This is a genomic window from Cupriavidus sp. KB_39, from assembly GCF_052114485.1.
In the GTDB taxonomy this organism is placed as follows: domain Bacteria; phylum Pseudomonadota; class Gammaproteobacteria; order Burkholderiales; family Burkholderiaceae; genus Cupriavidus.
Map to the genome: position 1 here is coordinate 23,318 of NZ_JBFREV010000044.1, position 19,687 is coordinate 43,004.

Here is a 19,687-nt window from a genome sequence, read left to right on the forward strand (position 1 = left end):
CGTCACCAGTACCAGACGYTGTTGAAGTGATGAATGAGGGTCGGCATGTCCGCCTCGTCGACGGACTCGACGCCGTCGATGAGGTCCGCAGGAGAAAGACGCAGGCGGTGCAGGTCGGGTCGCCATGCGTACACCGGGACGTTGGCGGCGACCAACGCGGCGACGCCGGACTCGTGGTGGGAAAGTCCGTCTATCGTCAGGCCACCCAACGTCAACAACGGCGCCGGCTGGTCGCGTCGCGCGAACAACACGGTATCGGCCTTGAGCAGGAGGGCATGGTCGGCCCCCATCTGCCGCATGACCCGGCTCAGCCATACGATGTGCCCGTACTGCTCCTCCAGACTGCCGCGATAGGCTTGCTCGACAATGGCGAGTGAACTGCGGGAGCGGCGCCTGCCCCGGCCGGCGGTGGCCGTCATGACTTGACTCCGAGGACCATCGCGCTGTCTGCAGCGCTGAGGTAGTGCTGGAAGCTGAAGGGAATCTTCACCATCGCCTCGGGGATCTGCTGGGTGTTGCCGCGCTCTTCCATGCAATAGCGGCATACCAGCCACTCAAGCTGGTCGCCGTAGCGACGCTTCAGCGTCTGGACCAATGTGGCGGTTGTCGTGCCCGCCGGTGCGTCCGGCGCGAAGAGGTCCGGTGGGCGGCACAGCGAGATCTGCGACAGCCCGGTTGCGTGGCCGCAGTTCCACACAGTGACGTGACGGCCCTGCCGCAAGGCCGCATCCACCATCCGGAACAGGGAGGTCACGGTCTCGGACCGGAACGGTGTGCCCATCATGCCGAAGAAGACGGAGCCCGGCGCGGCGTCCGGGGGGAGAGATGCGGTCATGTCAGGAGTGCCAGATGGTCTTGGTCGACGGCTCGCAGATAGCGCGCACGAGGGTGTCTGCATCGATGACGGTGGCAACGCCACGGCTGACCGTCGCCGCCACGCCGCGCAGGGCCAGCGAGACATCGTCCACCGTGATGCGCAATTGCCCGYCATGCCGGCGGCTGAGTGTGCGGATCGTGTCCGGGTCCTGCTGCAGCCAGGTCGCGCCGTCCTGCATCAGGTGCAACTGCACCGAATCGCCGGCTTTCAGCAGCGCCTCGGCCAGGCGGATGCACTCCGTGCCGCCGGGGTTTGCGGGGGAGTGCGTCTCGATGAGCAGGACGGTAACGGTAGGGGTTGCTTCCATGACGAATGCTCCTAGCCGCAGCCGCCGGCATGGTCGAGGATTGCCGCCGGCGGGCTGTCCTCGCTGCACAACGGGTCGGACAGATCGATGGCAGGCATGCCCGTGGCGGCGGCCATGAAGTCCCGGAGGCGATCGACGCCCCAGAACTTCTCCCTGCCGACAGTGAAGAACGGCACGCCGAACACGCCCGTGTGGATGCAGTCCTGCAGCCGGGTCAGTCCGACCTCCCGGACGGCTGCATCCGTGTGGGCCGACGAGAGCGCGTTGGGGTCCAGCCCCAGCGCACTGCCCAGCCGTGCGATGACGTCGGGATCGCAGATGTCCGCGCCTTCCTGCCAGCGCGCCAGCGTGACCCGCTCGAGGAAGGCCAGCCCCTGCCCGTGCATGTCGGCGACGATCCATGCGAGGTGCGGCACCTCCCAGCGCGGCGCGCGATCCAGTGGCCACAYCGGCCGGAGCCCGCGCCGCGCCGCAAGGCGCCGCACATCGGCGAGGATGTAGAGATGCTTCTCGCGCGACATCGGGTGATACAGGAACGTGCTGCCGACCATGCTCAGTTGCGCCTGGTAGTCCGCGTCCGGCTCCCAGAAAGGCACCAGTTGGACGGCGGCGAGAAGATCGGGCCGTGTCTGCCTGAGATCGTGCAAGGCCAGCCACGAGTAGGGGCTGCGCAGCGAGAAATAGAAGACGGGATGTGCTGCCTGCATGCCGCCTCCTTCAGTCCGCGCACTGCCTGCCGCGCAGGGCGGCCGAGACCTCGGCGTCGAAGGTCACGAGCGACCAGTCACGGCGGTTCTCGACCACCGCGTAGCCGTGGGTGATCAGGCCAGTCGCCGTATGAACCAGTCCGCCATGCCGTTCGACATAGCAATCCATGCGCGACCGATAGGTGGTGTCCTTGAAAATATCCTCGACGGTGAAGACGGTGTGGATGGTCTCCTCCATCATCGCTTCGTCGAGGATCTGGAGGCTCGCCTGCGGTACGACGGGAATCCACTTCTTGTTCTCCAGCAATGTGCGGATGGAGATTCCACGCTCGGCGACAAAGAGATCCAGCACCTCCTCCATCAGTCTCAGGTAGCCCGAATGCTGGAGGCGATCGTTGAAGTGGCAGTAGAAATAGGGCACCCGCCATTGCCAGACGAAGCGGTTGCCTTCATCGGCAGCCAGCGCGCGACGCACGTCCAGCGGCGGGTTACCGGCCTGGCGCGCCGTGGCCAGGCCGGCATCGGGAATGGAGCGCTGCGGCCCTCGCCGGATCCGGGTACAGGTGTATGGCGCGAGGCGCGGCTCCCCGCTGGCTGGCTGTGGGGTTACGACGCTGTCGTCCAGGCGGAACAGCACGTCCACGTAACCGGTGACGGCCTTCAATGGTTTGCCGTCGCGCGGCACCGTCAGTGTCACGGCGACGCGCAGCACCCCGTCCGGTGCCTTCGGCGACGGCACGACCTCGATATCTACCGTATCGTCAATGTGAAGCGCATGGAGGATCCGTACGCTCGAATCGACGATCTCGAGACAGAGACCTTTCTGCTCATAGAGTTCGCGCGGTCCGAAGCCGTGCGCGCGGAAATGATCGACAACGGCTTCCTCGATGCAATACATGACGTGCTTGAAGCCGATCCAGGTGCAGATGTTGCAGCCTTCGAAGCGGGGCCGGACCTTGGTGTGGGTGCGGTCGAAGCCAGTCGTGTCGGAGTGATGCAAGGTCATGGCGTGGATTCCGTGGAGTGGAAGGAAGGGGTGGCGCCAGCACAAGTCTGGCGAGGCGTGGCCGGCATTGGATCGCCGCGCACCTGCAGGAACTGCGCGATGGCGCCGACAGCGTCGTGCCGGAGATCGTTCAGCAGAAAATGGCCGGCATCGCGAAAGACACGGAGCCGGCCTGCCGGCAGGGTGTCGACCATCGCGCGGACGTCGGGCAATCGCGCAAACTGGTCATCGCCGCCGGCCAACACGAGAAGTGGCTGGCGCACCTCGTGCAGGGGAAGGAAGGGCATCCCGGAGTACAGGCGCCAGAACTCGGTCCAGACGTAGCAACCGAAGTGCTCGCAGGCAGTGCGTGTCATGCGCTGCAGGACGTCCGGCGCCAGCGGGCGCGCGGTGCGGGCGCGGATGCTCTGTTGGACAAAATCCGGGAATGCGTTGACGTGCTGCTGGAACAGGGACCAGGTCACCTCCCGGTGTAACGCCTTGTAGAACGGCGAGACCAGCGCGGCGGGCGCGGTGGCCCCGGGTGTGGCCGGGTGCTGGGCAAGCAGCGTCAGCACGGTGTTGGCGCCGAACGAGTGGGCAATCCAGACGTCCGGGCACAGTTGAAAGCGCTCAAGCGCAGCGGATAACCACCGCTCGGGTGGCAGCACCCGGCCCCAGAGGCCAGACTGCAACCCGTTCCAGGGCAGGTCCAGCACGACGCACCGATGCGTGGCGGCCAGGCGCGGCAGCAGCGGTTCCCAGACGCTGCCTGCTTCCATCATCCCGTGGACCAGCACGGCCAGCGGGGCGCCGACGGGCCCACACACCCGCGCCTGAAGCGTGTAGCCGCCCAGTGATGCCAGCAGCGTCGTCATTGCCCGACGCCGCCCGCTTCAATGACGATGGCTCCGGCGCGGCGGTCCCCCCAGCTGCCACCGCCGAGGACGACCGCCCCGCGAGCCGACTCCGGCTCCGCGGCGCGTGCCTGTTCGCAATGATGGATCAGCGCATACAGCGTGCCGGCCCCATAGGCCGGGCCGGACAATATGCCGAGATCGCGCTGCGCGCCCTCGCGCTGATGGAGTGCGGTGACCGCGTGGGCGGCAAAGCTGTCGCCGGCGACGTAACAAGGCTTGCTCGCATGATCGGTCAGCAGGGCGTCCAGGGCGGGCGAACGTGCCGCATCGGCATGGCAATAGGCGTAGCCGGCCAGGGCACCATGGTGGCGTGCGCCACGGGCGTTGGCATCATCGGTCCGCTCGAGCACCAAGGCGCCTGCGCCTTCCAGCAAGGCGGGCAGCCCGCCGCCTTCGGCAAGCCGGCGGCCGGCCAGCAGGCTGCGCGCCGCCGGGCCATCCACTTCCACCGCGACAACCACCATGCGCCGGGCGCGGCCGTTGCGGATGGCATTGGCGGCCAGCACGATGGCATCGAGCGACGACGAAGCCCCGGTACAGACGGTGAGGTTGAGCGCACGCAGTCCGAAGCGAATGGCGATGGCGGCCGAGACGACATTGCTGGAGGCGTTGGGTAGATCCATTGCGCTGGTGGCATTGACGTGCTGGCGATGGATGGTCTCCGCTGCCTGGCAGACCGTATCCAGATTGCACGTGTTGGTAGCGACCACCACACCGAACCCGTCATCGTGCAAGGACACGGTGTCCGCCTTCACGAAGCCGGCGTCGGCCAGCGCCTTGGATGCTGCGCAGAGGGCCAGCAACGTGGAGCGCTCCTTGTAGCGAAGCCCCTTCYTGCCCAGCAGTCGCTCGGGCGTGAAATGCGGCGCGGCGGGACCGGCCCGCAACCCCTCCGCGAGGCTGTCGTGGGCGGAGAAGGCCGGGATCTCCCAGCCATGACCCGAGATGAGGATGGCCTGCGTGCGGGGATTCATGATTCGCACTCCAGGATGGCCACGGCATTGACGCCGCCGAAGCCGAACGCATTCACCTGGGCCAGCCGCGCATTGACCGGGGTGGCCTCGTTGACGATATTCATGGCGCGCGCCTCCGGCATCAGGTGCTCGAGCCCGACGGTGGGCGGCAGCATGCCGCACTCGATGGCTTCGATCGCCGTGACCACGCCAACCAGCCCCGACGCCCCCGAGGTATGCCCAGTCATCGATTTCATCGCACAGATACGTGGATGCGAGACGTGCTGCCGCATCACGCGCTGCATGGCCTCGGCCTCGGCCTTGTCGTTGAGCGGCGTACCGGTGCCGTGGGCCATGATGATGTCGATGTCCTCCGGCGCCAGACCGGCGCGTTGGTAGGCATCCTCGATGGCACGGGCGATGCCCGCCGGATCYGGGGCCGTCTCGTGCGCCGCATCGCAGCTCGTGCCGACGGCCCGCAACGTTGCCAGCACCGGCGCGCCGCGCGCGTTGGCGCTCGCGCGGGATTCCAGTACGACGGCGGCGGCGCCATCGCCCATCAGTACGCCGCGCCGGTCTCGATCGAATGGCCGGACTGCGTCGGGGTGCGAGGGATTCACGCGATCCAGCAAGCCGAACATGCTCTTCGTGATGGTGTCGCAGCCGCCGACGATCGCGAAGTCGAAGGCGCCGTCGCGCAGGAAGTCCTCGGCAACCGCGAGTGCGAAGCTGGAGGCGGAGCAGGCATTGGCGAGCGTGATGACCGGAAAGCTGGTGTGCAGCCTTCGGTTCAGTGCGCGCTCGAAATGCAACTGGTCGATCGTCATCGGCGTGCCGACCGTCCAGAACAGTTCCAGCGTGCGTAGCTCCCGCAGGCCGGTTCCCACCACGACGACGCAACGGGCGTCCGGCGGCAGTGCGGCCTCCCGCACGGCGGCCTGTACCGCATCGCAGAGCAGTTCGGTGGCGCGCAGCGCCCGGTCGATGCCGCCGGGGCGGTCGTCAATCTCATAGGCGTTGCGCACGTTGAAATGGTCGGCGGTAAATGCTTGCAGGCGCTTGCGGCCGGAGTGCCCTGAGCACAGGCTCTCGAAACACGTGCATTTGTCTTCGCCGAGGCTGGTCTTCATGGCCGAGCCGGTGATCGCATATGTCATGGAAGTTCCTTGGCCGCAGGCGCGCGGCGCACGATGAGGCAGCCCGCGTGCCCGTCGTCGGTGGTGGCCAGGACCATGCCCGCCGCACCGGCGGGGGCCTGTTCGAGACAGGCAAGCAGATGGCAGAGCGCGAGCACGAAGGTGGCGCTGTAGGTGTCGCCGAACCGATCGACGAGCGCCGCCTGGTGGACGGTCATGCTGGCGCCGGGCAGCCGCGCGATGGCGCGCCGTTCGATGTCGGCAATGCGAGGCTCGGCCGCGCCGCACAGGCAACAAGCGACCACCTCGGACGCATCGAGGCCGGCTTGCGTCAGGGCTTCGCCGATGCAGGCCAGTGCGCCCTCCACCGCGTGGTCCAGCGCCAGATCCCCGGCCGGGCCRTCGACGGGTTCGCTGTAGCGCCCGTAACGCAAGGCCAGGATGGCCACCCCTTCATGCTGCRGCGTGGTGCGCTCGAGCGAGAACATCGCGCAGCCTTCGCCCAGGGGCACGGCTTGCCGCTTGCCCAGCTGGATCAGGCCGCGATGTGCCCAGGCCGTYTGCACGCAAAGCTCCTCGACGGCACCTGTCAGAAGCCGGTCCGCATAGCCCCGGCGCAGCATCTGCGAGGCGTACTGCAGCGCGAGCAGTCCGGACAGCCGCCCTCCCGAGATGGTTGCGTTCACCGCGCGCGCCTTGAAGCGAATGGCGCACTGGCCCGCCGCGCAGTTCATCACGGTGTTCGGGAAGTGGGCGGGATTGACCAGGAATGGCCGCTCCTGGACCAGCGAGTCGCGCGTGAAATCGCTGGTGCTGCGGATACTGCCGGTACTGGTGCCCAGCACGAASCCGGTTCGTTCGGCTTGCTCCCCTTCATAAGGCGGCTGGTCGCCATGCAGCAGGCGCGCCGTGCAAAGCGCGAGCGCCGTGGTGCGGTCGATRGAACKGGTTCCCTTGGCGCCAATCAGTGCGGAGACGTCGAAGTGTGCCGGGCGATAGGCGACGTCCTGCGGATACGGGTCGGTCGATTGCGGCAGTTCAGTCACCGGGGGTGCCGTTGGGTCGGCCGTGCGCAACGCATCCGCCCCCACCCCCAGGGCCGATATCGCCTGCCAGCCAACAATCGAGATGCCATGGGCGGTCATGCGCTGCTCCTCATTGGGGGTACCTCGCGTACACGGTGATGGCGTTGTTGCCGCCGAAGGCAAAGCCGTTGTTCTGCACCACGCGCAGGTCGGCGGCGCGCGAGTGGTTGGGTACGCAATCGAGCGGGCAGCGGGGGTCCGTCTCACCATGGTTGATGGTCGGCGGCAGGAATCCGTCCCGGACGGCCACCGCGCAGGCGATGCTGGCCAGTGCGCTGGCGGCGCCCATGGTGTGTCCGATCATCGACTTGATGGAGGAAACCGGCGGCTTGGTGGCGCCGAACACCTCGGCGATGGCACCGGATTCCGTGATGTCGTTGGCGATGGTGCCGGTGCCGTGGGCGCAGATGTACTGGATCTGCGCCGCGCTGACGCCCGCGTTACGGTGTGCGAGCCGGATGCAGCGCACGATGCTGTCCCGATTCGGCGCCACCATGTGGTCCGCGTCGCAGGTCAGTCCGTAGCCCAGGACCTCGGCGTAGATCCGCGCGCCACGGGCCAGGGCGCTGTCGAGCGACTCGAGCAGAAGCAGACCGGCCCCTTCGCCCGTCAGGATGCCCTTGCGGTCCTTGTCGAATGGCTGGCAGACCTGCGGCGCGATGGTGCCCAGCCGGTAGAAGCCGGCGAATGTCTTGCGGCATACCGAGTCCGCGCCGCCGCACAGCATGGCGTCCGCATCCCCGAGCCCGATGCAGTCATAGGCATAGCCGATGGCGTAGTTGCCGGCCGAGCATGCCGTGGGGAGGGTGATGGCGCCGCCGCGCAAGCCCAGCGCGCGCGCCACCGCGAATGAGATGTGGTGCGAAGGCACCTGCTGGAGCAGCGCGGGGTCAATGCCGGCATAGCCATGGCGTACCGCCTGCTCGGTGAGCTGGTCGATCACCTGCGATTCGCCGTCGGTCGTCCCGATGGACACGCCGCAGCGGGCCTGTTTGAGCTGGGCTGTATCGATCCCGCTGTCACGTATCGCCATGCCGGCCGCCGCGACCGCGAACTGTGCACTGCGGCCCAGTGTGCTCGGATCGATCCCGGCGRTCCAGGTGGCGGGGTCGAAATKCCGGACTTCGCATCCGCGATGGCTGGCGAAGCCCGACGTGTCGAAGGAGCGAATCTCGGACACGCCGCACGCCCCGGCACGGAGCGCGTCGGTGAACGCCTTCACGCCAAGACCTATGCTGCTCACGGCACCAATGCCGGTCACGACGACACGTCGCATGATGATGGCTCCGGTGCGTGACTCAGGACTTGACCGAGGCGGCTTCATCCACCACCTGGCAGACGCCCTCCATGTTCACCATGCGAGCCAGCCCGTCCTGCGAGATGGTCACGCCGAAAGCCTTCTCCAGGCTGGCGAGGATTTCGATGGCGCGCAGCGAATCCGCGTCATGGTCTTCCTTGAAGCGGCTGGTCATGGTCATGTCGGTCGGCTCGATCTCAAGGATTTCGGAAACGATCTGCTTGATGGCGGCGATGCGGTCGGGGGAAGTCATGATGGATGTGCTCCTTCTTGGGTGGAAAGCGGTCGGCATTGGGAAACAAATGCCATGTAGCGGTGCTCGTGTATGGCGACGAGGATGAAGGGGKRGTCGTCACGCAGCGTCGGCAGGGCGCACAGCAGGGGTGCCAGGGCGCCTGCGTCGTCGCACGTGAGGATGTCTGGGGGCGGAAGGCCTTTGGGCCAGCTGAGCGGCGTGCGGGCCGGGACAACAAGCCGCGTCGGTCCGGGAAACCCGGAGGCGGTGCGCGTCAGCGCGTGGACCAGCCGCYGCGGCAGTTGTCCGGTCGTTTCGACCCGGCCCCAACCGAGGGGCCGCAGGCAATGACCGTTCTCCGTCGCGCGCCCGCCCAGCCGGAGCGCGACGGCGCCCGGCAGGATGGCTGCGCCGGCACCCTCGGGGATCGCCTCTTCGGCGGCAATGACCAGCGATTGGTCGGCGCGCCCGGCCTGGATCGCCTGGATGCCCAGCATCAGGGCTTCGAAGCCGGCCAGGAACGGCGACGTGACGGTGCTGCATAGCGCGCGGGCCTGACAGTCGATGGCGACGTGGGCGGCGGCAATATTGGCCGAGATATTGGGTGCGCTGACGGTGCTGACGGCATCCAGTCCGCCGTGGGCCACGGCCTGATCGAACAGGTGCCGGACTGAGACATCCGCGACACTTGTACCGAAACAAAGCGCGAGCCGCTCAGGGGCGACGCGGCCATCCGTGCATGGATCGGGACACCGGCGCGCCGCGGCCAGCGCGTAGCGCGTGGTGTCGTTGAGGTAGCGGTGCCGCGTACCCGGCAGCCACAGGGCCGGATCGAACCAGTCCGGGTCGACGATCGCAAGCGTGCCAGGCGAGCACGGGAGAAGATCTTCCCCGATGCCGGGCGCCACGGCCGCGCAGGTCAGGAGATTGACGGCGCTCATGGCGTCCCTTCCTGCAAGACCAGGGACACGTTGTTCCCACCGAATCCACAGGCATTGATGAGTGCCCGAAGCGGCCGTCTTGCCCGCAGTGGCGTTTCACGGCTGGGCAGCCGGATGCGCGTGGCCGGATCAGGGCGCTCGCAGTAGCCTGCCGGCACCTTCCGATGTGCCAGTGCAAGCGCGGCCGCGAGCAGGGAGAACATGCCGGACGCGCCTGCGGTGTGTCCGATATGCGCCTTGGCGGACAGCACCGGTGGCATGACGACGCTTGGGCCAAGCACTGCCGCCAGAATGTTGCCTTCGATGCGGTCGTTGGGGGGCGTGCCGGTGCCGTGTGGCACGATGACGTCGATGCCGTCGATGCCGACATTCGCATCGCGCAGCGCCTCGCGCAAGGCCCGGGAGATGTCCCGGCCGCCGGGTTCTGGGGCGGTCGGGTGGAAGGCGTCGCAGCTCACGCCGATGCCTCGGATGCGTCCGGCGGATCCGGCGTGCGCGGCAGCTTCGCTGTCGGCCACGAGTACCAGCGCGGCGGCGCCTTCGCCCAGCACGGTGCCCAGGCGGCGGACGTCGAAGGGCATGCACCGCTGCGGATCGAGCGCCGTCATGCGTTGAAAGCCCGCTTGGGTGACGTGGGAAAGCAGGTCGGCGCCGATCACGATCATCGCGTCGGCCATGCCGGCCCGGATGATGTCCACCGCATGGACCAGGGCATGAAGGCCAGCCGAGCAGGCGTTGGCGGCGACGAAAGCCGGTCCGGACACCTGGATGGGCAGCACGTGCGGCAGCGTGTCGATGGCGCGGTACGGGTGGCTCGCGGCATACGGCGCCACGGCGCCTTCTAGGCGGTGCCGTTCGGCACGGCGGCTGTCCCCGGCCGCCGTGCCAAGCACCAGACCGGTGTGCAGGGTGTCGAGTGCATGGCCGCGTCTGCGGGCGTCATCGAGGGCTTGCAGGGCAACATCTGCGATCAGGCTGTCGAAGTCGGCATGCACATGAGAGGCCGACGCGGGCAGGCAATGGCCATGGCGCCACGTCCGCCCATCGGTACTCCGCGGGACGATGGCGTTCGGTGACGGCGCCTCGGGTGCGCGTTGCAGGGCACGCCAGAAGGCTTCGACATCCGGACCTGCGGCGGAGCAGGCGCCGAATCCGGCCAGCAGGACATCGCGCCGCTGTGTCATCGCTGGCCTCCAGCGGCGCCGAGTGTCGTCGCGCCAATGGAGAAGGCCATCAGATCGTCGAACAGGGCGACAGTGCGTCCCCCGACGCTGGTCTGTCCCGCCAGGTGGGCCACGTTGCGCCCACATTCCAGGAGATGGACGTCGTGGCGAAGCTGGTCCCCCGGCAGGGCTCGGCCAAGCAGATGGATGCCGCGAAACTCGCCGAACACGGTCAGCGAGGCGGCGCCGCCAGCGTCCGCAAAGAAGCCGCGCCGGGATAGCAGCAGCCCCGCGCCCTGGGCGAAGGACTCCACCAGCAGCGCCAACGGATATGCCAGTTGCGCCTCGTCCATGCCGCGATGCGCGGCGCCGAAGCAAGGCTCATTGAGCGTGATGTTCTTGTAGGCGACTGCGCGAGCAGTGCCATCCAGCGCCACACGATCGACCAGCCGCATGGGATGACCATGCGGTAGCACCTTGAGGGCGACGGTCGGATCGCGCGGCAAATCCGCCGCGGATACTTCCGGGGCGCCTGCATGGCGTGGCACCGGGCCAGTGCCGAGGATGCCGTGGGCCACCGCGCTACCAGGCTTGGTAAAGCGGATCTGCACCGCATCGAGGTCATCCCAGGCAACCTGCAATGTGCAGGTGTCCCCCGGCAGGACCGGGTTCTGGAAGCGCAGGCGCGTCACACTGGTGACGCGGCGCCCCGTCTGGCCGCTCTGCGCGAGCGCATGGTTGGCGGCATGCTGCGCCATCTCCAGCAGGAATGCCCCGGGCAGGATGGGGTACGTCGGAAAGTGGCCCTGAAAGCTGTCGTCGTCGTCCGCAAAACGCCAGTCGAATTCCCATTCGCGGAGGCCGGGCCGGCGACAGTCCGAGAAGCCCCGGACGCTGCGGGCCATGATGAGAGGCGGGAGGATGTCGTCCACGATATCGCCCTGGCGCCTTAGAGGACGAGCCCGCCGTCGATCTGAAAGACCTGGCCCGTGACGTAGGCCGCGTCGGCGGAGGCCAGGAAGCGGACCAACGCCGCGACTTCCTCGGGCCTGCCAAAGCGGCGCAGCGGCACGCGGGCCAGTGCGGCCGACGCGACGCTGTCGGAAAGGCCTGCCGTCATGTCGGATTCGATGAAACCCGGCGCCACGGCATTGACGCGCACGCCGTAGGGCGCAACCTCCTTGGCCAGCGCCCGGGTGAAGCCGATCATGCCGGCCTTCGATGCCGAATAGTTGGTCTGGGTAGCGTTACCGTAGACGCCCGCAATGGACGCCACGTTGACGATGACGCCGGTGCGCCGCTTCATGAAGTGGAAGGCGGCGGACCGGCTCAAGTGGAAGGTGCCGGTGAGATTGGTGTCGATGACCGCGGCCCATGCATCGGGTCGCATTGTCGCCAGCGGCGCATCGCGGGTGATGCCGGCGTTGTTCACCAGCACGTCGACCTGGCCGAGATGTTCGATGGTCTCGGCAAAGAAGCGCTCGCAGGCGCCCGCGTCGGCAACGTTGCATTGCAGGGCCAGCGAGGGGATGCCTGCGGCGCGCAGCTGGGCGAGTGTCTCGAGGCCGGCATCGCCTGATGCGTGATGGCAGTAGGAGATTGCGTAGCCAGCGTCGGCCAGTGCCAGGCATATCGCCCGGCCGATCCCGCGTGAGCCGCCGCTGACCAGTGCAACCGGGCGCTGCGGCGATGCCATCGATGTCATCTGCCATTCCTCGCAATGTCGATGGCGCATTGCAACAGACATGGCGAAGTGCAGTAACTACCAAATCTGATAGGCGCGTGGGCTACGTTTGCGCCAAGTCAACTCACCCGTTGAGCCACCCCTGCAAGGCAGCGCACACGGCTGCCGCCGTCTTGTTCCTGGCCTGCAGCTTGAGCATTGCATTGCGAATGTGGAAGKTGACGGTGTTGCCGGAGACCATCAGCAATGCGGCGATTTCCGACGAGGTCTTGCCCTGGGCAGTCAGTTTCAGGACTTCGAGCTCGCGCTCGGTCAGGGGCGACTGTCCTTGCCCGGTGGGGCGCGCCATGCGTTGCTGGTCCAGCACGAGATGAACCACGAAGGCGAACCAGCGCATGCGAATTTCGCGACGGCCAAGCTTGCCGTTGACCGGCGGGGTTGGCGACGGGGCGGAGGGTAGGGGCCCACCGCGCATGGCCAGGGTGAAGTCCTCCTCCGACAGACCGTGGCACAGGCCCAGCAGCCTTGCCTCGCTCCACAGCTGGCTCGCCGAGAATGTCATGCTGCGGTTCCCCATATCGAAGCCGAGCATCGCGGCGGTCGTCTCGATGCTCTCGAGTACTTCACGCTCCGAGGCTGCCGGCTTGCTGATGCGATTGAGTCGATCCTGCCAATTGCCCATTGCATCGCCCCTTGTTGAGAGTCTGGCAATGCCCATGGAACTCTGCAACCGTCGAGAACGCAATCGCCGTTATCCGAAATAGCGATCTCGGCAGCATCGGCGCCGAGCCCGGGCGCCTTAGTGGTAAGGTTACGGCTTTCCCGAATTCCGCTGTCCATGTCGCGCGCACTGGCGATCCTCAAAGAAGTCTTCGGCTACCACGCCTTTCGCGGCCGGCAGGCAGAGATCATCGACCATGTGGCCGAGGGCGGCGATTGCCTGGTGCTTATGCCCACGGGCGGCGGGAAGTCGCTCTGCTACCAGATACCGGCGCTGCTGCGCCAGCAGGCGGGGCAGGGGGTCGGTATCGTCGTCTCGCCCCTGATCGCGCTGATGCAGGACCAGGTGGCGGCGCTGACCGAGGCCGGTGTGCGCGCCGCGGTGCTCAATTCCACGCTGACCAGCAGTGAAGCCTCCGCCGTGGAGCGCGACCTGCTCGCGGGGCGGCTGGAAATCCTCTATGTGGCGCCCGAGCGGCTGATGACGCCGCGCTTCCTCGACCTGCTCGAACGTACCCGCGTCGGGCTGTTCGCGATCGACGAGGCGCATTGTGTGTCGCAATGGGGCCACGACTTCCGGCCCGAGTACATCCAGCTGTCGGTGCTGCACGAGCGCTTCCCGCAGGTGCCGCGTATTGCACTCACGGCCACGGCGGACACGCAGACGCGCGAAGAGATCGTCGAGCGGCTGGCGCTGGACGACGCGCGCGTGTTCATCTCCAGCTTCGACCGGCCGAACATCCGCTACCGCATCGTCGAGAAAGACAATGCGCGCAACCAGCTGCTCGCCTTTATCAAGGCCGAACACATGAATGGCCACGGCGGGCACGACAGCGGCATCATCTATTGCCTGTCGCGCAAGAAGGTCGAGGATACCGCCGCCTGGCTGGCCGGCCACGGCATCCAGGCGCTGGGGTATCACGCCGGCATGGATGCCCAAGTGCGGCAGCGTCACCAGGCACGCTTCCGGGAAGAGGAGGGCATCGTGATGGTGGCGACAATTGCCTTCGGCATGGGCATTGACAAGCCGGACGTCCGGTTCGTCGCCCATATGGACCTGCCCAAGAGCATGGAAGGCTATTACCAGGAAACCGGTCGCGCKGGCCGCGACGGCCTGCCCGCCAATGCCTGGATGGCCTACGGCCTGGGCGACGTGGTGCAGCAGAAGCGGATGATCGACGAGTCCGAAGCGGACGATGCCCACAAGCGCGTGTCGTCCTCCAAGCTCGACGCCCTGCTGGGTTTGTGCGAGACGGCCGGCTGCCGGCGCGTGCGCATCCTGGCGTATTTCGACGAAAACGCTGAGCCGTGCGGCAATTGCGACACTTGCCTTGAGCCGCCAGCGACCTGGGACGGCACGCGCGAGGCGCAGATGGCCCTGTCCTGCGTCTACCGCACGGCCCAGGCGAGCCGCGTCCACTTCGGCGCGACCCATCTGATCGATATCCTGCGCGGCAACGCCAACGAGAAGATCCGGCAGTGGGGCCATGACAAGGTCTCGACCTTCGGCATCGGCAAGGACCGGTCGGTCTCGGAGTGGCATGCGATCTTCCGCCAGCTGATTGCCCACGGGCTGCTGGTGATCGACCATGGCGGCCATGGCGCGTTGCTGCTGGGCGAGTCGGCCCGGGCCGTGCTCAAGGGCGAGCAGCCGATCACGCTGCGCCGGCAGGTCAGCAAACCGGCCAAGTCCGGCGACCGCGCCGCACGTGGCACGCGTACCGACCATACCGCGACGATGGACCCCGACGCGCTGGCCCACTGGGAGGCGCTGCGCAGTTGGCGCACGGCCGCGGCGCGCGAGCACGGCGTGCCGGCCTACGTCATCTTCCATGACGCGACGCTGGCCGAACTGGCCCGCAGCGCGCCCGAATCGCTCGGCGAACTGGCTGAAGTGCCCGGTATCGGTGCATCGAAGCTCGAGCGCTACGGCGAGGAAATCCTCGAGACGCTGCGCGCGGTCCGAGTCTGACCGGGGCGCCCACCCAAGGCGTATACAGAGCGGGTATACCGCTTGACCATTGTCAACACCCCTGCTAGGATGCCAGATTCGAGTTTTTGGCTTTGGATTTCGCTCGTCCATCGGACGCGCGCCCGCGGAGTGATCCTTGCGGCGCAGCCGGCAGGATAGCCAAGCGGGATCCGGGCGAGCTCGCGCTCTTTGGCAAGTCTGTCACTTCACAGCCCTTCCTTTCGAGCGCCCGCTCTCCATTCCCGTCCGAAACCCGTAGTTGCCCCTCAGGCCGAATTCATTGATATGGAGCCGGCGGAGGGGTGTTTTTGTAAAACCAAGCTGGATTGAACAATGCCAACTATCAACCAACTGGTTCGCAAGCCGCGTGTCTCTGAAGTCGTCAAGAGCAAGAGCCCTGCGCTTGAGAACTGCCCGCAGCGTCGCGGCGTGTGCACCCGTGTGTACACCACGACGCCGAAGAAGCCGAACTCGGCACTGCGTAAGGTCGCCAAGGTGCGCCTGACCAACGGTTTCGAGGTCATCTCGTACATCGGCGGTGAAGGCCACAACCTGCAGGAACACTCGGTCGTGCTGATCCGCGGCGGCCGTGTGAAGGATCTGCCGGGTGTGCGTTACCACATCGTCCGTGGCTCGCTCGACTTGCAAGGCGTGAAGGACCGCAAGCAAGCTCGTTCGAAGTACGGCGCGAAGCGTCCGAAGGCTGCCTGATCGTTTTCAGGGCAGCTGGGCAAGCGATTGCCCGCAGCAGCAACAAGAAGATGGCCTGTGGCGCGAGTCATGGTGCTGTCACCAGGCGGCGGTACAACGGAGAGTTATGCGCCGTGCCGTCGAGTAAGTGGTCACCCGGCGAATTTGCCATGCAGGCAAGCTAGTTGGTGGCCGGAGAGTCGCGATAAGTAACGCGCTCTCAACTGAATCTAAAGGAAAGAAGATGCCACGTCGTCGTGAAGTCCCCAAGCGGGAAGTTCTGCCTGATCCGAAGTTCGGTAACGTTGAAGTTGCCAAGTTCATGAACGTGCTGATGCTGGACGGCAAGAAGTCGGTTGCCGAACGCATTGTGTACGGCGCGTTCGACCAGATCGAAAAGAAGGCAGGCAAGGCCCCCATCGAAGTGTTTTCCGTTGCCATCAACAACGTGAAGCCGGTGGTGGAAGTGAAGAGCCGTCGCGTGGGCGGCGCTAACTATCAGGTTCCGGTCGAAGTCCGTCCGTCGCGTCGTTTGGCATTGGCGATGCGTTGGCTGCGCGAGGCCGCGAAGAAACGCAGCGAGAAGTCGATGGCGCTGCGCCTGGCAGGTGAGCTGCTGGAAGCATCGGAAGGCCGTGGCGGCGCGATGAAGAAGCGCGATGAAGTGCACCGCATGGCCGAAGCCAACAAGGCGTTCTCGCACTTCCGCTTCTAAAGCGAGCGAGACACGTTGTTGGTTGCCGGGCGGGCTGTGTTGCTACACATCTCGCCCGTTTGTGTTAGGGGCGCGGGCGATGAGATGCCGGCGCCTCACGGACGAATAGAGGATTAAAGTGGCTCGTAAGACTCCCATTGAGCGCTACCGCAATATCGGTATTTCGGCTCACATTGACGCGGGTAAAACCACCACGACCGAGCGGATCCTGTTCTACACCGGTGTGAACCACAAGATCGGTGAAGTGCACGATGGCGCGGCCACCATGGACTGGATGGAGCAGGAGCAGGAGCGTGGCATCACGATCACCTCCGCTGCCACCACCGCTTTCTGGAAGGGCATGGCCGGGAACTATCCCGAGCACCGCTTCAACATCATCGACACCCCGGGCCACGTGGACTTCACCATCGAGGTGGAGCGCTCCATGCGCGTGCTGGACGGTGCCTGCATGGTCTACTGCGCAGTGGGTGGCGTGCAGCCCCAGTCGGAAACCGTGTGGCGCCAGGCTAACAAGTACGGCGTGCCGCGTCTGGCCTTCGTGAACAAGATGGACCGTACCGGCGCCAACTTCTTCAAGGTCTACGACCAGCTGAAGAACCGCCTGAAGGCCAACCCGGTGCCCGTCGTGGTGCCGATCGGYGCTGAAGACGGCTTCCAGGGYGTCGTCGATCTGCTGGAAATGAAGGCGATCATTTGGGACGAAGCCAGCCAGGGCGTGAAGTTCGAATACCAGGACATCCCGGCCGAGCTGCAAGCTATCGCTGAAGAATGGCGCGAGAAGATGGTCGAGTCCGCCGCCGAAGCCAGCGAAGAGCTGATGGAAAAGTACCTGGGCGGCGAAGAGCTGACCCGTGCCGAGATCGTCAAGGCGCTGCGTGACCGTACCATCGCCTGCGAAATCCAGCCGATGCTGTGCGGCACCGCGTTCAAGAACAAGGGTGTGCAGCGTATGCTGGACGCCGTGATCGACTTCCTGCCGTCGCCGGTCGATATTCCGCCGGTCACCGGCGTGGACGAACGCGACGACGAAAAGAAGCTGGAGCGCAAGGCTGACGACAGCGAGAAGTTCTCGGCGCTGGCGTTCAAGATCATGACCGACCCGTTCGTTGGCCAGCTGATCTTCTTCCGCGTGTACTCGGGCAAGATCAATTCGGGCGACACCGTGTACAACCCGGTGAAGCAGAAGAAGGAGCGTCTGGGCCGTATTCTGCAGATGCACGCGAACCAGCGCGAAGAAATCAAGGAAGTGCTGGCCGGCGACATCGCCGCTGCGGTGGGCCTGAAGGACGCCACCACGGGCGATACGCTGTGCGATCCGGCTGCCCCGATCGTGCTCGAGCGCATGATCTTCCCGGAGCCGGTGATCTCGCAGGCTGTCGAGCCGAAGACCAAGGCTGACCAGGAAAAGATGGGCATCGCCCTGAACCGCCTGGCCGCTGAAGATCCGTCGTTCCGCGTGCGTACCGATGAAGAATCGGGCCAGACCATCATTTCGGGCATGGGCGAGCTCCACCTGGAAATTCTGGTCGACCGCATGAAGCGCGAATTCGGCGTGGAAGCCAACATCGGCGCGCCGCAGGTGGCTTACCGCGAAACCATTCGCAAGAAGGCCGAAGACGTCGAAGGCAAGTTCGTCAAGCAGTCGGGCGGCCGCGGCCAGTACGGTCACGCCGTGATCACGCTGGAACCGCAAGAGCCGGGCAAGGGCTTCGAGTTCATCGACGCCATCAAGGGCGGTGTGATTCCTCGCGAATACATCCCGGCAGTCGAGAAGGGTATCGTCGACACGCTGTCGGCCGGTATTCTGGCTGGCTTCCCGGTGGTGGACGTGAAGGTTACGCTGACGTTCGGTTCGTACCACGATGTGGACTCGAACGAAAACGCGTTCCGCATGGCCGGCTCGATGGCTTTCAAGGAAGCCATGCGCAAGGCCAGCCCGGTTCTGCTCGAGCCGATGATGGCCGTGGAAGTGGAAACGCCGGAAGACTACACGGGTACGGTGATGGGCGATCTGTCGTCCCGCCGTGGCATCGTGCAGGGCATGGACGACATGATTGGCGGCGGCAAGATCATCAAGGCCGAAGTCCCGCTGTCGGAAATGTTCGGTTATTCCACGTCGCTGCGCTCGGCCACGCAAGGCCGCGCCACGTACACCATGGAATTCAAGCATTACGCCGAAGCACCCAAGAACATCGCCGAAGCCGTGATCACGGCCAAGGGCAAGTAATTGGAAGTTTGCCGCCGCGCCTGCCGGTGCGGCGGCGCGATGAAACAACAAGACTGCATTCCATTAGGAGCTGAAAATGGCAAAGGAAAAGTTCGAGCGGACCAAGCCGCACGTGAACGTAGGTACGATTGGTCACGTTGACCACGGCAAGACGACGCTGACGGCAGCAATCGCCACGGTGCTGGCTGCGAAGTTTGGCGGCTCGGCCAAGAAGTACGACGAAGACGCGCGAGCACATCCTGCTGGCCCGTCAGGTTGGCGTGCCTTACATCATCGTGTTCCTGAACAAGTGCGACATGGTGGACGACGCCGAGCTGCTCGAGCTGGTGGAAATGGAAGTGCGCGAGCTTCTCTCGAAGTACGACTTCCCGGGCGACGACACSCCGATCATCAAGGGTTCGGCCAAGCTGGCGCTGGAAGGCGACAAGGGCGAGCTGGGCGAAGTGGCGATCATGAACCTGGCCGACGCCCTGGACACGTACATCCCGACGCCGGAGCGCGCGGTTGACGGTACGTTCCTGATGCCGGTGGAAGACGTGTTCTCGATCTCGGGCCGCGGTACCGTGGTGACGGGTCGTATCGAGCGCGGCGTGGTGAAGGTCGGTGAGGAAATCGAAATCGTGGGTATCCGCCCGACGGTGAAGACGACCTGCACGGGCGTGGAAATGTTCCGCAAGCTGCTGGACCAAGGTCAAGCTGGCGACAACGTGGGCCTGCTGCTGCGCGGCACGAAGCGCGAAGACGTGGAGCGCGGCCAAGTGCTGTGCAAGCCGGGTTCGATCAAGCCGCACACGCACTTCACGGGTGAGGTCTACATCCTGTCGAAGGATGAAGGCGGCCGTCACACGCCGTTCTTCAACAACTACCGTCCGCAGTTCTACTTCCGTACGACCGACGTGACCGGCTCGATCGAGCTGCCGGCGGACAAGGAAATGGTCATGCCGGGCGACAACGTGTCGATCACGGTCAAGCTGATCGCCCCGATCGCCATGGAAGAAGGTCTGCGCTTCGCTATCCGTGAAGGCGGCCGTACCGTCGGCGCCGGCGTCGTGGCAAAGATCCTCGACTAAGCA

General features: G+C 65.8%; 20 protein-coding genes and 1 pseudogene. 5 read left to right on the top strand and 16 right to left on the bottom strand.

All coding sequences use genetic code 11. The features are described 5' to 3' along the window. Window positions 1–2: 2 nt before the first annotated feature. The 16 genes from AB4Z27_RS24945 to AB4Z27_RS25020 all read right to left on the bottom strand — a co-directional run bounded on the left by AB4Z27_RS24945 (window position 3) and on the right by AB4Z27_RS25020 (window position 12,972). Window positions 3–419, bottom strand: a complete 417-nt coding sequence (locus AB4Z27_RS24945) for a hypothetical protein (RefSeq protein WP_441645513.1) — start codon at window positions 417–419, stop codon at window positions 3–5. Next, window positions 416–835 carry a hypothetical protein gene (locus tag AB4Z27_RS24950; protein WP_092301743.1) on the bottom strand — a complete coding sequence of 140 codons (420 nt, stop codon included), beginning with the start codon at window positions 833–835 and terminating at the stop codon, window positions 416–418. Before AB4Z27_RS24950 ends, AB4Z27_RS24945 begins: the two co-directional genes overlap by 4 nt. Window position 836: 1 nt before the next feature. After that, window positions 837–1,184, bottom strand: coding sequence for a hypothetical protein (locus tag AB4Z27_RS24955; RefSeq protein WP_441645514.1), 348 nt, complete (start codon window positions 1,182–1,184; stop codon window positions 837–839). Window positions 1,185–1,195: 11 nt separating this feature from the next. Next, a complete protein-coding gene (locus AB4Z27_RS24960; RefSeq protein WP_441645515.1) occupies window positions 1,196–1,891 on the bottom strand; it encodes a DsbA family protein in 696 nt (231 codons plus the stop codon). Window positions 1,892–1,901: 10 nt separating this feature from the next. Beyond that, window positions 1,902–2,897 (bottom strand): hypothetical protein, encoded by a 996-nt coding sequence (locus tag AB4Z27_RS24965; protein WP_092301751.1) that lies wholly within the window; start codon window positions 2,895–2,897, stop codon window positions 1,902–1,904. Further along, the gene (locus AB4Z27_RS24970; protein ID WP_092301754.1) at window positions 2,894–3,754 is read right to left on the bottom strand and encodes an alpha/beta fold hydrolase; all 861 of its coding nucleotides are present in this window, start codon (window positions 3,752–3,754) and stop codon (window positions 2,894–2,896) included. Before AB4Z27_RS24970 ends, AB4Z27_RS24965 begins: the two co-directional genes overlap by 4 nt. Next, on the bottom strand, window positions 3,751–4,770 hold the full coding sequence (locus AB4Z27_RS24975) for a beta-ketoacyl synthase N-terminal-like domain-containing protein (RefSeq protein WP_441645516.1): 1,020 nt from the start codon (window positions 4,768–4,770) through the stop codon (window positions 3,751–3,753). Before AB4Z27_RS24975 ends, AB4Z27_RS24970 begins: the two co-directional genes overlap by 4 nt. Then, window positions 4,767–5,906, bottom strand: a complete 1,140-nt coding sequence (locus tag AB4Z27_RS24980) for a beta-ketoacyl-[acyl-carrier-protein] synthase family protein (RefSeq protein ID WP_092301760.1) — start codon at window positions 5,904–5,906, stop codon at window positions 4,767–4,769. Before AB4Z27_RS24980 ends, AB4Z27_RS24975 begins: the two co-directional genes overlap by 4 nt. Continuing rightward, entirely contained in the window at window positions 5,903–7,030 is a 1,128-nt protein-coding gene (locus AB4Z27_RS24985) for a beta-ketoacyl synthase N-terminal-like domain-containing protein (protein ID WP_441645517.1), read from the bottom strand. The genes AB4Z27_RS24980 and AB4Z27_RS24985 overlap by 4 nt, the downstream gene beginning before the upstream one ends. Before the next feature lie 10 nt (window positions 7,031–7,040). Continuing rightward, entirely contained in the window at window positions 7,041–8,246 is a 1,206-nt protein-coding gene (locus AB4Z27_RS24990; RefSeq protein WP_441645518.1) for a beta-ketoacyl-[acyl-carrier-protein] synthase family protein, read from the bottom strand. Window positions 8,247–8,268: 22 nt separating this feature from the next. After that, window positions 8,269–8,520 carry an acyl carrier protein gene (locus AB4Z27_RS24995; protein WP_441645519.1) on the bottom strand — a complete coding sequence of 84 codons (252 nt, stop codon included), beginning with the start codon at window positions 8,518–8,520 and terminating at the stop codon, window positions 8,269–8,271. Beyond that, a complete protein-coding gene (locus AB4Z27_RS25000; RefSeq protein WP_441645520.1) occupies window positions 8,517–9,443 on the bottom strand; it encodes a beta-ketoacyl synthase N-terminal-like domain-containing protein in 927 nt (308 codons plus the stop codon). The genes AB4Z27_RS24995 and AB4Z27_RS25000 overlap by 4 nt, the downstream gene beginning before the upstream one ends. Further along, window positions 9,440–10,627 carry a beta-ketoacyl synthase N-terminal-like domain-containing protein gene (locus tag AB4Z27_RS25005; RefSeq protein ID WP_441593729.1) on the bottom strand — a complete coding sequence of 396 codons (1,188 nt, stop codon included), beginning with the start codon at window positions 10,625–10,627 and terminating at the stop codon, window positions 9,440–9,442. Before AB4Z27_RS25005 ends, AB4Z27_RS25000 begins: the two co-directional genes overlap by 4 nt. Next, complete coding sequence (locus AB4Z27_RS25010; protein ID WP_441645521.1) at window positions 10,624–11,538, bottom strand: hypothetical protein; 915 nt, start codon at window positions 11,536–11,538, stop codon at window positions 10,624–10,626. The genes AB4Z27_RS25005 and AB4Z27_RS25010 overlap by 4 nt, the downstream gene beginning before the upstream one ends. 17 nt (window positions 11,539–11,555) lie before the next feature. Beyond that, the gene (gene fabG, locus AB4Z27_RS25015; RefSeq protein WP_218158060.1) at window positions 11,556–12,311 is read right to left on the bottom strand and encodes a 3-oxoacyl-[acyl-carrier-protein] reductase; all 756 of its coding nucleotides are present in this window, start codon (window positions 12,309–12,311) and stop codon (window positions 11,556–11,558) included. A gap of 103 nt (window positions 12,312–12,414) precedes the next feature. After that, window positions 12,415–12,972, bottom strand: coding sequence for a helix-turn-helix domain-containing protein (locus tag AB4Z27_RS25020; protein WP_441645522.1), 558 nt, complete (start codon window positions 12,970–12,972; stop codon window positions 12,415–12,417). A 156-nt stretch (window positions 12,973–13,128) separates the two neighbouring features. Here AB4Z27_RS25020 and recQ point away from each other — a divergent pair, with 156 nt between their 5' ends. From recQ to AB4Z27_RS25045, 5 genes and pseudogenes are all read left to right on the top strand, one after another. Continuing rightward, complete coding sequence (gene recQ / locus AB4Z27_RS25025) at window positions 13,129–14,982, top strand: DNA helicase RecQ (protein WP_092301784.1); 1,854 nt, start codon at window positions 13,129–13,131, stop codon at window positions 14,980–14,982. A gap of 333 nt (window positions 14,983–15,315) precedes the next feature. Next, on the top strand, window positions 15,316–15,693 hold the full coding sequence (gene rpsL, locus AB4Z27_RS25030) for a 30S ribosomal protein S12 (RefSeq protein WP_010810460.1): 378 nt from the start codon (window positions 15,316–15,318) through the stop codon (window positions 15,691–15,693). A gap of 223 nt (window positions 15,694–15,916) precedes the next feature. Further along, a complete protein-coding gene (gene rpsG / locus AB4Z27_RS25035; protein WP_092301786.1) occupies window positions 15,917–16,387 on the top strand; it encodes a 30S ribosomal protein S7 in 471 nt (156 codons plus the stop codon). Between the two features lie 118 nt (window positions 16,388–16,505). Beyond that, window positions 16,506–18,614 carry an elongation factor G gene (gene fusA, locus AB4Z27_RS25040; protein ID WP_092301789.1) on the top strand — a complete coding sequence of 703 codons (2,109 nt, stop codon included), beginning with the start codon at window positions 16,506–16,508 and terminating at the stop codon, window positions 18,612–18,614. A gap of 76 nt (window positions 18,615–18,690) precedes the next feature. Beyond that, window positions 18,691–19,684: pseudogene (locus tag AB4Z27_RS25045) on the top strand (elongation factor Tu). Window positions 19,685–19,687 lie beyond the last annotated feature (3 nt).

What these genes read in the sequence shown, in the direction of transcription:
- AB4Z27_RS24950 (WP_092301743.1), bottom strand. Translation starts at nt 835, where the DNA reads ATGACCGCATCTCTCCCCCCGGACGCCGCGCCGGGCTCCGTCTTCTTC.
- AB4Z27_RS24965 (WP_092301751.1), bottom strand. Translation starts at nt 2,897, where the DNA reads ATGACCTTGCATCACTCCGACACGACTGGCTTCGACCGCACCCACACC.
- AB4Z27_RS24970 (WP_092301754.1), bottom strand. Translation starts at nt 3,754, where the DNA reads ATGACGACGCTGCTGGCATCACTGGGCGGCTACACGCTTCAGGCGCGG.
- AB4Z27_RS24995 (WP_441645519.1), bottom strand. Translation starts at nt 8,520, where the DNA reads ATGACTTCCCCCGACCGCATCGCCGCCATCAAGCAGATCGTTTCCGAA.
- AB4Z27_RS25005 (WP_441593729.1), bottom strand. Translation starts at nt 10,627, where the DNA reads ATGACACAGCGGCGCGATGTCCTGCTGGCCGGATTCGGCGCCTGCTCC.
- fabG (WP_218158060.1), bottom strand. Translation starts at nt 12,311, where the DNA reads ATGACATCGATGGCATCGCCGCAGCGCCCGGTTGCACTGGTCAGCGGC.
- rpsL (WP_010810460.1), top strand. Translation starts at nt 15,316, where the DNA reads ATGCCAACTATCAACCAACTGGTTCGCAAGCCGCGTGTCTCTGAAGTC.
- rpsG (WP_092301786.1), top strand. Translation starts at nt 15,917, where the DNA reads ATGCCACGTCGTCGTGAAGTCCCCAAGCGGGAAGTTCTGCCTGATCCG.